This window comes from Streptococcus sp. 4155 (genome assembly GCF_013276695.1).
GTDB lineage: Bacteria > Bacillota > Bacilli > Lactobacillales > Streptococcaceae > Streptococcus > Streptococcus pseudopneumoniae.
Genome location: NZ_VMLM01000046.1, coordinates 32,527 through 46,372 on the forward strand (window position 1 = coordinate 32,527; position 13,846 = coordinate 46,372).

The window sequence follows — 13,846 nt, forward strand, 5'->3', positions numbered from 1 at the left end:
CCAACATTATATCAAAAAAGTTCGTTTTAATCTTGTTTCAGTTAGCATTTTAAGCCAAAAAAGGAAAGAAACTGTTTTCTTCCCTTTTATCTTCTTAATGTCTAAAATGTCTCACACCTGTAAAGACCATAGTCAAGCCGTATTTATCCGCTGCTTCGATGGATTCTTGGTCACGGACAGAGCCACCGGGCTGGATGATGGCCTTAATTCCTGCTTTGGCGATTTCTTCCACGTTATCCGCAAATGGGAAGAAGGCATCTGAAGCAAGGACCGCCCCGTCCAGACGATCTTTGGCTTGGTCAATGGCAAGGCGAACAGAAGCCACACGGTTGGTTTGACCTGGACCAACACCAAGTGTCATGTGGTCGTTGGTCACGATAATACCATTTGATTTGACGTACTTGATAGCCTTCCAAGCGAACTCAAGAGCAGTCGCTTCTGTCTCGGTTGGCTGACGTTTGGTCACCACTTGCCAGTCAGCTGGGCTTTCCTTGACCACGTCTTGATTTTGCACGAGAAGTCCACCGACTAGACCTGTGTATTCTGCTTCCACTTCGCTAGCCTCTTGAGCATCAAATGGCAAGGCAAGGATGCGCAAGTTTTTCTTTTTGTTGGTCAAAATGGCTAGCGCTTCATCCGTATAGCTTGGTGCGATGATGATCTCGAGGAAAACGCCGTGCATCTTCTCAGCAGTCACATCATCCACCTCACGGTTAAGGACGACAATTCCACCAAAGATAGACACTGGGTCAGACTCATAAGCGTAGGCCCAAGCAGTCTCAATGTCATCAGCCTGACCGATACCGCATGGATTCATGTGTTTGAGAGCCACAACGGTTGGACGATCTTTGAAGTCACGGATGATACGAATGGCAGCATCCGCATCACGGATATTGTTAAAAGACAATTCCTTACCGTTGAGCTGTTTAGCGGATGCAATCGAGTAATCTGTCGGCAAAGCTTTTTGATAGAAATCGGCATCTTGTTGAGGATTTTCACCGTAACGCATTGGTTGCTTGAGGTCATAAGTCAAAGTGAGTTTTTCAGGCTTGCTTTCACCCACTTGAGCTGTGAAGTATTCTGCAATCAAGGCGTCATAAGCCGCTGTGTGACGAAATACTTTGGCTGCTAAACGTTGGCGAGTTTCATAAGAGGTTTCGCCGTTTGCTGCCAATTCATCCAAAACCACAGCGTAGTCAGCAGGATCTACCACAACTGTAACACTGGCATGATTTTTCGCTGCTGAACGAAGCATAGATGGCCCACCAATATCGATATTTTCAACTGCATCAGCATAAGTCACATCTGGTTTAAGGATAGTTTCCTTAAATGGGTAAAGGTTGACCACCACAAGGTCAATGAGCTCAATCTTGTTGTCCTTAGCCGCTTCCAAGTGGCTATCCAAGTCACGACGAGCGAGAAGCCCTCCGTGGATATTTGGGTGGAGGGTCTTCACACGACCGTCCATCATTTCTGGGAAACCAGTCACATCATCGATAGCAATGGTATCCACCCCAGCATTATCAAGGGCAACCTTAGTTCCACCTGTTGAGATAATCTCCCAACCAAGTTTTTTGAGTTCTTGGGCAAATTCAACAATGCCCGCTTTGTCTGAGACGCTGATTAAGACGCGTTTAGTCATTATATTCTCCTTTTCCAAAACCATATATTTAACTTCGTATAAAATATCTATTAGATACACTTCTTTTGAAGCTTTACCCCATATGGGGTATTTAATAATATTTTTTATTCCACTATCTATGAAATTAATCAACCATACTATTATAGCTACGATTAAAATTAAACCCAAAAATGTTTCAACAGAAATAGCTGTCTCATCTGCAACAAATAATTTATTTAAAGCCAAAGTGATAAAAGCCGTTACCAAAATTATACCAACTATGCCTACCGACTTTACTAAACTTTCATACTTCTTAATTTTATTATCCTGTTTATCTGTCAAATCAGCTATTAACAACTTCACAGCATAACTAGCTTTTTCTCCATACATAAGAATCAATTCATACTTTATTTCTCTACATAGCTCTTCAAATTTATTAGGTTTTCCATCTGAAATTTTATCAAATTTTCGACTGAGATAAATAAAGCCCCCCAAAGAAAGTACAGTAAAAATAAGAGAAACTATTTTAACACACAAATCACCAAAATTCCAGAACCAAAGTACATAACTTGTCAACATTAGAATAATAAATACAATTAAGCTAACTAGAAATAAATTTCTAATTTTTATTACTTTAGGGTAAAATTGTTTTTCATACTCATTAAAAAAATATTCAAATTCTTTAACTTTATCTAGTAAAGTCTTAATAACTTTATTATTCAAAATTTACTTTCTCCTTAATTTCAAACTATCCAACACTTCCGGATACAACTTGTACTCTGCCTCATGGATGCGAGCTTCAAAGCTTTCTATGGTATCATCAGCCAGCCGTGGCACACGCACTTGTTTGATAATCTTCCCTGTATCTACACCTGAGTCCACCCAGTGAATGGTCACGCCACTCTCAGCAACACCAGCATTCCAAGCGTCCTCAATCCCATGAGCTCCTGGAAATTCTGGCAGGTAGGCTGGATGAATGTTGATGATTCGGCCTTCATAGGCTGCCAATAAGGTTGGCCCAACAATTTTCATGTAGCCTGCTAGACAAACCAAGTCAATCTGGTGCTCTTCCAAGAGTTCGACAAGGGCCGCTTCGTAGTCTGCCTTGTTCTCAAACTCCTTGAGTTCAAAAGCGTAGGATAGGACACCAAGCTTGTCTGCACGTTCGAGCACATAGGCGTCACGATGGTCTGAAAAGACAAACTCTACTGGAAATTGTTCCGCTATCACCTGAAAATTTGAGCCATTACCAGAGGCAAAAACTGCTATTTTTTTCATTTGATGATGACACTTTCGTTTTCTTTCTTGACGATACGACCAATTTCATAGACTGGTTCATTCAACAATTCCTTGATACGAGTTACATTTTCAGGGCTAACTGCCAGTATGAGCCCTACCCCCATATTGAAGATTTCAAACATTTCTTCATGTTTGATTTCACCGTATTTTTCAAGGGCTTTGAAAATTGGAAGCACTGGAACCTTGTCTTCCTCAATCTCAGCTGCTAAATCAGCTGCAAACATACGAGGGACATTCTCAATAAAGCCACCACCTGTGATATGGGCAATGCCGTTGACCAACTCTTCCTTGATGAGTGGCAAAACAGACTTGACATAGATACGAGTCGGCTCAAGCAAAACTTCCTTGAGTTGCTTGCCTTCCAATTCTGGCAGGACTTCCTCACCTGTGTAGTCTGCAAAGACACGACGGACGAGAGAGTAACCATTTGAGTGAATCCCACTTGAAGCGAGTCCGAGAAGAACATCACCTTTTGCCACCTTTGAACCGTCAATGATTTGAGATTTTTCAGCCACACCAACCGCAAATCCAGCCAAGTCGTAGTCATCTTCGCCGTACATGCCCGGCATTTCAGCCGTTTCCCCACCGATGAGGGCAGCACCAGCCTGCACACAACCTTCTGCCACACCAGCAACGACTTGCTCTAGCTTAGCTGGTTCATTCTTACCTGTCGCCACATAGTCGAGAAAATAGAGGGGTTCCGCACCTGCAGCGATGATATCGTTGACACACATGGCCACACAGTCCTGACCGATAGTATCGTGCTTGTCGTACTTGATAGCCAGCATGAGCTTGGTTCCGACACCATCCGTCCCTGAGATCAATACGGGCTCTTTGACACCTGTTTTTGAAAGATCAAACATGCCACCAAAGCCACCAAGAGCTCCAATGACACCTGCACGCTCCGTACGAGCCACGTGCTTTTTAATCCGTTCAACAACTTCATAACCCGCTTCAACATCCACACCAGATTGAGCGTACGCATTTTTATTTGCCATTTCTTTATTCCTTTTCTTTTATGGAGAATCTCAGTAACTCACTTGTAAAAACTGGTCTTTTCTTCCAAACTTCTACGATAGTCTTCTTCGTAGTCATAGAGAGGTGTTGGGTAGTCACCGTCAAAGTAAGCGACACAGAGACCACCATTTGGCGCATCCGTTTCAATCCCAATCGAATCAATCAACCCCTCAACAGAGAGGTAAGTCAGGCTGTCAGCTCCAATGATTTTGCGAGTTTCTTCAATCGTATGATTAGCCGCAATCAGCTCCTGACGGGTCTGGATATCAATCCCGTAGAAGCATGGATAAGCTAGCGCTGGACTGCCAATAGCAACGTGAACTTCAGTCGCACCTGCTTCTTTCAAAAGCTGAACGATACGACGAGAAGTTGTTCCACGTACAATAGAGTCATCAATCATAACCACACGCTTGCCTTTGACAACACCAGAAACTGCAGACAATTTCATCCGCACCCCTTGCTCCCGCAATTCTTGAGTCGGTTGGATAAAGGTACGTTGGGTGTATTGGTTCTTGATGAGGCCCATTTCATTTGGCAAACCAGATTCTTCCGCAAATCCCATGGCTGCGCTGAGGGAAGAATTGGGCACACCGACCACTATATCCGCCTCATGCTTGAATTCACGCGCCAATTGAGCACCCATACGTTTACGTGCCGTATGAACATTGACACCATGAATGTTAGAATCAGGGCGGGCAAAATAGATATACTCCATAGAACAGATTGCTAACTGAGTATCATCCGTATAGCTATCATACTGGATGCCCTTGTCATCAATGATCACAATCTCACCTGGCTTCAAATCACGAATCCATTCAGCACCAATAACCTCAAAAGCACAGGTTTCAGAGGAAACCACCACCGCTCCGTTGGCCATTTTCCCGATAGAAAGCGGACGGAAACCATTGGGATCAAGAGCCGCAATCAACTTATCTTCAAATAGCAAGATATAGGCAAAACCACCTTTAACTAGGCTGAGCGCCTCCTTGATTTTGCCCATCAGACTAGGATTGTGACTGCGACGAATGAGGTGAGCCAAGATTTCAGAGTCCGAAGTCGCGCTGAAAATTGCTCCTCTTTGTTCCAGTTCTTTCTTGAGAGAGGCTGCATTGGTCAGATTTCCATTATGAGCCAAACCAAACTGCATATCGTGAAAACGGAAGAGGAAGGGTTGGATGTTATCAACAGAAGCTTCGCCAGCAGTCGCATAACGCACATGCCCAATCGCACCAGCTCCTGTCAATTTATCCAAATTGGCTGGATTTCTGAAAACTTCTGATAAAAGCCCCATGTCACGATGGCGCTTCAGTTGTCCTTGATCATTGGAGAGGATTCCTGCCCCCTCCTGACCACGGTGTTGAAGACTGTGGAGTCCAAAATAGGTCAACTTAGCAGCATCTGGATGTCCCCAAATACCGAAAACACCACATTCTTCATTAAGAGATTTTACTTCGTATGTCATTTTTTATACCTAATTTTCATTTGTAATCATCATGACCTAGATCTACATGACTTTTACATTATTGATACTATCTATTAGAAAATCTGCAAGTCTTATTTTCCAGTAAAGTATTTAACCGCTGACGCGAACAGGTGCTGGTCTTTATTTCCTGGGATATTTTGGAAAAGACCTTCCTCATAACGTTCTGAGTGGCCCATCTTACCGATGATTTGGCCGTTCTTGCTGGTAATTCCTTCGATGGCATGGACAGAACCATTCGGATTGTACTTAGAGTCCATACTTGGTTTGCCGTCAAAGTCAACATATTGGCTAAAGATTTGACCATTGTCACGGAGCTCTGCAAATTCCTCAGCTGTCACGACAAACTTCCCTTCACCGTGCGAAACAGGAATGGCATGAATCTCACCAACTTCCACTCCAGCAAGCCATGGTGAGTTAGTATTGGCAATGCGAGTTTCCACCATCTTGGCCACGTGTTGGTTGGCATCATTGTAGAAGAGGGTTGGGCTAGTACTGCTGGCCTCTTCGAAGTTCCCGTATGGAAGAAGACCTGATTTGACCAAGGCCTGGAATCCATTACAGATACCGATAATCAAGCCACCACGGGCAATAAAGCTGTCAATAGCCACACGGACTTTTTCATTGAGCAGGATGTTGACAATAAACTTAGCGGATCCATCTGGCTCGTCCGCAGCTGAGAATCCACCTGCAAAGAAGAGAATGTTTGCCTTGCCGATGTTGTCAACCATAGTTTCAACTGACTTGACAATAGCCTCTTCATTCAAGGTCACAAATGGCAGCAAGTTTACCTCTGCACCTTCTTTCTCAAAGGCCTTGGCTGAGTCATATTCTGAGTTGGTTCCTGGGAAGACTGGGATGTAAACCACAGGTTTTTCAACCTTTTCTTTGGCTTTAATCACAACATCTGATACCACAGCTGGTACTTCAGCTAGTTCTTTAGCTTGGGCAAACTCTGTTGGGTAAACTTCTTCCAATTTGCCTTGGAAAGCACTGTCAAGCTTGTGTCCATCTAGCTTCACACCGTTGACAGTCAGTGTAAAGGCTGCTTTCGTTTGTCCAATCTTCTCTAATCCAGCAATTTCTTCAGGAGAAGTAAAGACAAATCCACCTAATTGTGCTGTCAAAGCCGTTTCTAGTTCAGGCAAGGTTACCTCTGCACCGATATGACTTCCAAAAGTAGCAAGTGCCAAACTTTCAACTACACCACCGTATTTGACAGCTGATGCAGATGTCACTTTATGGTCAGCTTGGATGGCTTCAAACTGAGTAAAATTTTTCTTAATCAAGTCAAAATCAATCTCTGCAGAGAGGGCTTGACCTGGGATGTAGTAGATATTTTCCCCAACAGCTTTAAATTCTGGCGAAAGCACCTTACGGCTATCTGCCGTCGTCACTCCAAAGGCTACCAAGGTTGGTGGCACTGTCAATTCTTCAAAAGTACCAGACATAGAGTCCTTACCACCGATAGATGGCAAACCAAGCTGAATTTGTGCCTCGATAGATCCTAGGAGAGCTGCTACTGGCTGACCAAAACGCTCTGCTTGTTTATCCATGCGCTCGAAGTACTCTTGGTAAGAGAAACGAGCCTGAGACCAGTTGGCACCAGCAGCCACCAAACGAGCAGTTGCTTCGATCACCGCATAGGCAGCACCGTGATATGGAGACCATTCAGCTACATATGGGTTGAAACCTTGAGCCATGACTGACGCAGTATGAGTTACTCCATGTTGAACTGGCAATTTTTGTACAGAAGCCTCAGTTGGTGTGAGTTGGTAGCGACCACCAAGTGGGTGATTGACCGTTGAACGACCGACAGAACAGTCAAAGATAGTCTGTAATCCTTTTTGACTCGCATGGTTGAGATCAGACAAGACTTCAAGAGTATCCGCTTCAAGGGTTTCAGCAGATGTTTGACGTTCTTCTGGGAGTTTGACATCCTTGTCCACAACCTTAGCATCGACGACCACGCGCACACCATTGGTGTCAAGGAAACGACGTTCCAAGTCCACGATTGTCTCACCATTCCAGTGCATGACTAGATTTGGTTTTTCCGTCACTGTCGCAACCACAACAGCGTCAATATTCTCTTTGTTACATTCTCCAACAAAGGCATCTACGTCCTCAGGACGAACCACGACTGCCATCCGTTCTTGAGATTCAGAGATGGCAATTTCTGTACCATTCAAGCCTTGGTATTTAAGAGGCACCTTGTTAAGGTCGATTTCAAGACCGTCTGCCAATTCACCGATAGCCACACAGACTCCACCAGCACCAAAGTCATTAGATTTCTTGATAAGACGAGTGACATTGCCATTACGGAAAAGGCGTTGAATCTTGCGTTCTTCGATAGCATTCCCTTTTTGAACCTCAGCACCAGCAGTCTCTACAGACTCAACTGTTTGAACTTTAGAAGAACCTGTCGCACCACCGACACCATCACGTCCAGTCTTACCTCCCAGAAGGATAATGACATCACCCGCTTCCGGTTTTTCACGGACAACATTGCCCTTGGGAGCCGCACCAACAACGGCACCAAGCTCCATGCGTTTAGCTACAAAGCCTGGGTGAAAATACTCACGAACATAGGTCGTCGCAAGTCCAATCTGGTTACCATATGAAGAATAACCATGAGCCGCTGTTTTAGAAATAACTTGTTGTGGCAATTTACCAGCACGCGTTCCCGAAATCGGTGCTGTAATATCACCCGCACCTGAGATACGCATAGCTTGGTAGACATATGAACGACCTGACAATGGGTCACGAATGGCTCCACCGATACAAGTAGCAGCCCCACCAAATGGCTCAATCTCAGTTGGGTGATTGTGGGTTTCGTTTTTAAACATGAGGAGCCATGGTTCTTTCACACCATCAACGTCCACTTCGATTTCTACTGAGCAAGCATTGATTTCATCAGACACTTCCATGTCGTCCAAACGTCCATTAGCACGCTCATAACGACCGAAAATAGTCGCCATATCCATCAAGGTTTGTGGTTTTTCCGTACGTCCCAACTCATCACGCATGGCAATATACTTGTCATAAGTTGACTGCAATTGTTTTTGGAATTTAGAAGCTGAGAAATCAATCTGCTTTAACTCAGTCTCAAAAGTCGTGTGACGGCAGTGGTCAGACCAGTAAGTGTCCAAAACCTTGAGTTCCGTCTCAGTTGGCACGCGCCCCATTGACTTGAAATAGTCTTGGATAAAGAGCAAATCATCCACTTCCATGGCCATCCCTTGCTCAGCCTTGTAGCGAGCAAAGTCTTCTGCTGTATAGCTTTCAAAGAAAGTCAATTTCGGAATGGTCTTGTCTGACTCTGAAAATTCCTGCTTGACAATCCCTGTTGTGATGTTCTTGAAACGAGAATCAACTGGGTTGAGCAGATAGTTCTTGACCGCTTCCAACTCAGTCGCATCAATATCTTTATTCACCAAGTAAAGTTGGGCTGTATTAACCGTTACATCACTCGAACTTCCTAGTAAAAGCAAGGCTTCCTGTGAAGATGCTGCACGCTGGTCAAACTGCCCTGGTAGGCTTTCAATCGCAAAGAAAGCATAGTTGGCAAGATCCGCCTGCACAGCCGCTTCGTCCAAAACATGGTCTGTCACCTGCTCAGAGAAAATGTGTTTCTCTGCAGGTGCAAACAGGTCCTCTGACAAATCAAATACATCATACACTTGCACAATACGAATACTTTTCAAGCTTGAAAGTCCCAAGCTATGCTGGAGTTCTCTAACCAAACTCTCTGACTTGACCTGAAAATCAGCCTTTTTTTCAACAAAAATACGTTTATCCATCAATTCTTATTCCTTTATTTCAGCTCTTGCAATGTTCCCAAACAGCCTTGAGGCTGTTATTTCAATTCCTGCAACTTTTCCCAGACAATCTCGTAAACGTCTGTTAGTTCTCCCAATCCCCTACGGAGTGAAAAGGTCTGGGGAACCTTTTCAAACTGAGTCCTTTTAGTTGAGAGACGAAGGTTTTCCGTTGCAAACAGATTATTTCAAACCTTGCAACTTCTCCCAGACAACTTCGTAAACGTCTGTTAGTTCTCCCAATCCTCTACGGAAAACATCCTTATCCATGTGGTTGCCATCCGCATCCCACAAGCGGCAGTTATCTGGTGAAAATTCATCAGCTAAGATAATCTTACCATCCTTATCAAAACCGAACTCTAGCTTAAAGTCAATCAACTTAAGGCCAATCTCAGCAAACCAGACCTTCAAAAGTTCATTGATACGACGGGTTTCTTCCTTCAAGTAGGCAATCTGTTGGTCATCCGCAATCTGTAGGAATTTCACATGCTCGTCATTGATAAATGGATCATCCAAATCATCATTTTTGTAGTAAAATTCAACAATCGGAGTCTCAAAGGCGATTCCCTCATCCACACCAAAACGTTTTGAAAAGGAACCAGCAGTATAGTTGCGAAGCACGACTTCCAAAGGAATAATCTCAACCTTTTTATTGAGTTGTTCCGTATCTGAAAGTTTCTCCACAAAGTGAGTCGCCACACCAGCCGCATTTAATTTCTCAAAAATAAAAGATGAAATCTGATTATTCAACACTCCCTTACCTGCAATCTGCTCCTTCTTGACACCATCGAAAGCAGTCGCCTGATCCTTGTAAGTTGAAATAATAAGATTTTCATCCTCAGTTGTATAGATATCTTTAGCTTTTCCCGAATAGATCAATTGTTTTGACATTTTAAAGTTCGCCTTTCGTATTACTTGAGCACATTCTACCATAAAAAACCTAAAATTACAAGATTTTAACCGAATAAATAAGGTAGTATCTCAAAAATCATAAAGAAAAAAACTGCAAGAAGAATCTTTCTCACAGTTTTAAAATTATTTAACTCTAAAAACACGAACATTACTCTTTGTTCAAAAATTGATCCAAATAATAACGTAGGTAACTTTTCTTACCTGTAATCATCTGTAGACGACCTTCCACCCCGTAACGAAGTTTTTCAGCCTGCTCGGAAGTCAGATTAGTCTCCGCCTCGATTTTAAAGAAATTCCCTTTTTCAGTCTTAGTAGCTGTCGCATCAATACTTGTAATAGTAGAATCTAGGAAAATTTGATTCTTGGCATCATGAGTCGTCGTATAGCGAACCGAATCACCGACCTTGATCCTTCCTACATCCTTTGAACTAAGATAAGCTGTTAGTTTGGCTTTTCCTTCTTTTTCCAAAGATGGATAGAGTTGGGCTAGTAGAGCCCCCTCTGCAACCATGCTAGAATCACTAGTCTCAGGATTAAGGTGAAGCACCCCATCCTCACTCGCCGTAATTTTCCCCTTGTCTAGAAGACTTCCCTGAACCTTCTTGCCTGACTCTGCTTCCAAGATTTTCTGGTCTAGAAGGGTCAATTCCTGACCAACCTTTGCCAAGTGTTGGGATTTGAGAGATTCCAATTGACTGCTTAAACCTGACGCATAGGCTTGCTGGGTACCTGAACCTGCATACTGGACACGGTAAGTAGCAAGACTAGATTCTAACTGAGAAAGCTGCGCTTCAACCTGCGCAACAGCCTGAGCCTTAGCTTGCGGATTTTCCTCGCCCTGAGACTTGTAGGACTGGTAGAGAGAGTAGGCTAGATTCTGACTGGCCAAGGAAGCACCTGTTTCCATAGCTGACTTAGCTGTCTGGTAATCGCGAATTTTAGCCTCTGTTTGACTGATGAGATTCCCGATTTCAGCTTGGGTTTGACTAGTTGCTGCATTCTGGGACGCGATGGTCTCGTTTTGTTGCGATGTACTAGCCCTAAGACTGCCTGCTTGACTGATGTAGTCGCGAAAGGTGGCTTGGTAGCCAAACTTATCCTCCTCTGGAAAGTAATCCGTCCCTTCTTGCAGGCTCTTTTGCAAATACTCCAATTGCTTTTTTTGATCCTTGAGCATGTCCAACTGACTAGCATAGGACTCCGCTTGGATACTCTCTGCCCCTTCTTGATATTGAACTAACAGCTCTCCCTTTTTAACCAGCTTATTTTCTTCCAAATGATTGACAAGAATGCGATTGTTGCTAGTTGACTGGATATTTGCAAGGATACGACTAGGCTCGACAGTAGCTCTAGTAGACAAACTCATCTCCTTCTCTGCAAATGTTGCAAATCCAAGTAAAAACACAAGCAGAAGGGACATGGGGACAATCACCCGACTGGAAAAATTATGGTAACGACGATTATAAAACTCCGCACTTTCTAAAAATTCTGGTTTCATCCTCTCCTCTTTCTAGCTATTCACCAAATGGGCGTAAAAGCCACCCTGTGCAAGCAAATCAGCATGCTTTCCTTCTTCAACAATCTTGCCCTGATCCAAGACAACAACCTTCTCTGTCCGCTCAGCAATGGTCAAGCGGTGGGCGATGAAAATCAAGGTCTTGTCTAAAGCCATAAGATTATCGACAATCCGCTTCTCAGTCAAAATATCCAAACTGCTGGTCGCTTCATCCAAAATCAAGACCGGTGCATCTGTCAAGAGAGCACGCGCCAGAGCGATTCTCTGCCGTTGACCACCTGAAATCCCTGCCCCATCCGAAGTCAACTCTGTCTGGTAATTCAGTGGCATGCGCTCAATGTCCTCCCGAATCTCTGCCAATTCAACCGCCCGTAAGATGTCTTCCTGTGTCGTCCCCTCCTTGGCTCCCAAAAGAAGATTGTCCAAAATCGTTCCGTTAAAGACATAGGGCTGTTGAGGCAGATAGTTAATGTACTGGCGCAGGGCTTTTTTATCAATCTGATTGAGATTGACACCACCCAGACTAATCTCTCCCTGACTTGGGTCGTAAAAATTAACCATCATCTTGGCCAAGGTCGTCTTACCTGACCCTGAAATCCCCACAAAAGCCACCTTAGAGCCTTGAAGAATGGTCAAATTGATATCCGACAAGACATCTCGACCATAGCCATACTTATAGTAAACCTGCTTGAAAGTCATCTCTCCCTTCATCAAGCTCAAATCCTCAACTGTTTTCTTCTCCTCAAACTCCGAAGCTACCAGATACACTTCATTTAAACGGTTATTGGCAACCTGCGCTGTCTGAAGCTTGGTTTGCAGATTGATGATATTTTCCAAAGGATTGGTAAAGTAAACAAGCAAGGTATTATAGGTAATCAACTGCCCCAAACTCATCTTGCCATCCATGACCAGAATAGCCCCCATCCAGAGAATGCCGACATTGAGCAAGAGATGGGCAACTTTTTTCAGAGCCTTTTGCTGACTCTCTGCCCGACTATAGGTAAAGGATTTCTTCAGATAATCCACAAATTCTTTGTCAATCTTTTGGTAACGCTGACTTTCACTGGTCAAAGACTTGATAGTCTCAATACCGTTGATGTCCTCAATGATAGAAGAAGACAGAACCGCATTGGCTTCCATGGTGTCCCGATTCATCTTTTCAAACGGCTTCATAAAAGCAAAGATAATCACTGTGTAGATAGGCAGCGCCAATAAGGTCATGAAAAAGAGATTGGTATTTTGTGAAAATAAAACAAGGGAAATAATGACAACCGTTGACACATCTAGGAAAATCGAAAGGATGGTCGAAGCCAGCGCATCGATAATACTGTTAGCATCTGTAAAACGAGAAACGATTTCCCCTGTCCGACGTGTCGCAAAAAAGGACATGGGCAAGTGAAAAACATGCTTGATATAGGACAAAATCACATCAATCGACAAGCGTTGCCCCAAAACAAGTAAGAGATACTCCTGAGCGTAAGACAAAATCTGCTGGAGAATATAGACGATAACCAGCCCAATAGAAATAATCCCAAGCGTCGAACGCATCTGATCTGGCACATAGGTATCAATGATAGACTGCAGATAATAAGAACCCACAATGTTAATCAAGGTTACCAAGAGTGTTGCCAAAACGATATTGGCAATCAAGCCACGCTGCTTCACTAATATAGGGATAAAAGAGAGCAGACCATTCTTTTGATCCTTATGAGGCTTGTAGTCTGGACTAGGTGCCATAAAAAGAGTCACTCCTGTCCATTCTTCCGCAAAACGCTCACGTGGCAGTTTGGTCAATTTCACCCCAGGATCTGGATCGGCAATATGAATGCTATCCTTATCCTGCCCAGTCACCACATAGTAGTGGAGCAATTTTCCTTCCTTAAGAACATGGGCAACAAAAGGAAAAGTCAAATCTGGCAAGTCAAAGAGCGTCATATCCGCCTTAATGGCTCGCGTCTCAAAACCAATTTCCTCTGCCACCTTGACCAAGCCCAAAGCCGTCGTCCCATCCATAGTCGTCTTAGCCAATTCTCGCAAGTGAGCCAAAGAATAATAACTACCATAGTAGCCAAAAACCATAGCTAATGAAGCTACACCGCAGTCCATCTGATCCACCTGCGGACGATAGTGACGTTTCCCAAATTTCATCTTCATCTCCTTTTTCCTAATACTCAATGAAAATC

At 43.7% G+C, this 13,846-nt stretch carries 9 protein-coding genes; all 9 read right to left on the reverse strand.

Annotation, left to right across the window (positions count from 1 at the left end):
* Positions 1-94: 94 nt before the first annotated feature.
* On the reverse strand, positions 95-1,642 hold the full coding sequence (purH, locus tag HT715_RS06235; RefSeq protein ID WP_138707119.1) for a bifunctional phosphoribosylaminoimidazolecarboxamide formyltransferase/IMP cyclohydrolase: 1,548 nt from the start codon (positions 1,640-1,642) through the stop codon (positions 95-97).
* Positions 1,643-2,347: 705 nt separating this feature from the next.
* Positions 2,348-2,899, reverse strand: a complete 552-nt coding sequence (gene purN / locus HT715_RS06245; RefSeq protein ID WP_023938635.1) for a phosphoribosylglycinamide formyltransferase — start codon at positions 2,897-2,899, stop codon at positions 2,348-2,350.
* A complete protein-coding gene (gene purM, locus HT715_RS06250) occupies positions 2,896-3,918 on the reverse strand; it encodes a phosphoribosylformylglycinamidine cyclo-ligase (protein ID WP_023938637.1) in 1,023 nt (340 codons plus the stop codon). The genes purN and purM overlap by 4 nt, the downstream gene beginning before the upstream one ends.
* 38 nt (positions 3,919-3,956) lie before the next feature.
* The gene (gene purF, locus HT715_RS06255; protein WP_023938639.1) at positions 3,957-5,399 is read right to left on the reverse strand and encodes an amidophosphoribosyltransferase; all 1,443 of its coding nucleotides are present in this window, start codon (positions 5,397-5,399) and stop codon (positions 3,957-3,959) included.
* A gap of 92 nt (positions 5,400-5,491) precedes the next feature.
* On the reverse strand, positions 5,492-9,217 hold the full coding sequence (locus HT715_RS06260) for a phosphoribosylformylglycinamidine synthase (RefSeq protein ID WP_138706898.1): 3,726 nt from the start codon (positions 9,215-9,217) through the stop codon (positions 5,492-5,494).
* A gap of 56 nt (positions 9,218-9,273) precedes the next feature.
* On the reverse strand, positions 9,274-9,417 hold the full coding sequence (locus HT715_RS12450; RefSeq protein ID WP_078374291.1) for a phosphoribosylaminoimidazolesuccinocarboxamide synthase: 144 nt from the start codon (positions 9,415-9,417) through the stop codon (positions 9,274-9,276).
* Between the two features lies 1 nt (position 9,418).
* Positions 9,419-10,126 (reverse strand): phosphoribosylaminoimidazolesuccinocarboxamide synthase, encoded by a 708-nt coding sequence (purC, locus tag HT715_RS06270; RefSeq protein ID WP_171043134.1) that lies wholly within the window; start codon positions 10,124-10,126, stop codon positions 9,419-9,421.
* A 169-nt stretch (positions 10,127-10,295) separates the two neighbouring features.
* Positions 10,296-11,645 carry a competence pheromone export protein ComB gene (gene comB, locus HT715_RS06275; RefSeq protein WP_138706896.1) on the reverse strand — a complete coding sequence of 450 codons (1,350 nt, stop codon included), beginning with the start codon at positions 11,643-11,645 and terminating at the stop codon, positions 10,296-10,298.
* 12 nt (positions 11,646-11,657) lie between these two features.
* The gene (gene comA, locus HT715_RS06280) at positions 11,658-13,811 is read right to left on the reverse strand and encodes a peptide cleavage/export ABC transporter ComA (protein WP_138707118.1); all 2,154 of its coding nucleotides are present in this window, start codon (positions 13,809-13,811) and stop codon (positions 11,658-11,660) included.
* Between the last annotated feature and the right edge of the window lie 35 nt (positions 13,812-13,846).

Bases quoted from the DNA above. Each gene is read 5' to 3' on its own strand.
- purC (WP_171043134.1), bottom strand. From the start codon at position 10,126: ATGTCAAAACAATTGATCTATTCGGGAAAAGCTAAAGATATCTATACA.
- purN (WP_023938635.1), bottom strand. From the start codon at position 2,899: ATGAAAAAAATAGCAGTTTTTGCCTCTGGTAATGGCTCAAATTTTCAG.
- comB (WP_138706896.1), bottom strand. From the start codon at position 11,645: ATGAAACCAGAATTTTTAGAAAGTGCGGAGTTTTATAATCGTCGTTAC.
- comA (WP_138707118.1), bottom strand. From the start codon at position 13,811: ATGAAATTTGGGAAACGTCACTATCGTCCGCAGGTGGATCAGATGGAC.
- purH (WP_138707119.1), bottom strand. From the start codon at position 1,642: ATGACTAAACGCGTCTTAATCAGCGTCTCAGACAAAGCGGGCATTGTT.
- HT715_RS06260 (WP_138706898.1), bottom strand. From the start codon at position 9,217: ATGGATAAACGTATTTTTGTTGAAAAAAAGGCTGATTTTCAGGTCAAG.
- purF (WP_023938639.1), bottom strand. From the start codon at position 5,399: ATGACATACGAAGTAAAATCTCTTAATGAAGAATGTGGTGTTTTCGGT.
- purM (WP_023938637.1), bottom strand. From the start codon at position 3,918: ATGGCAAATAAAAATGCGTACGCTCAATCTGGTGTGGATGTTGAAGCG.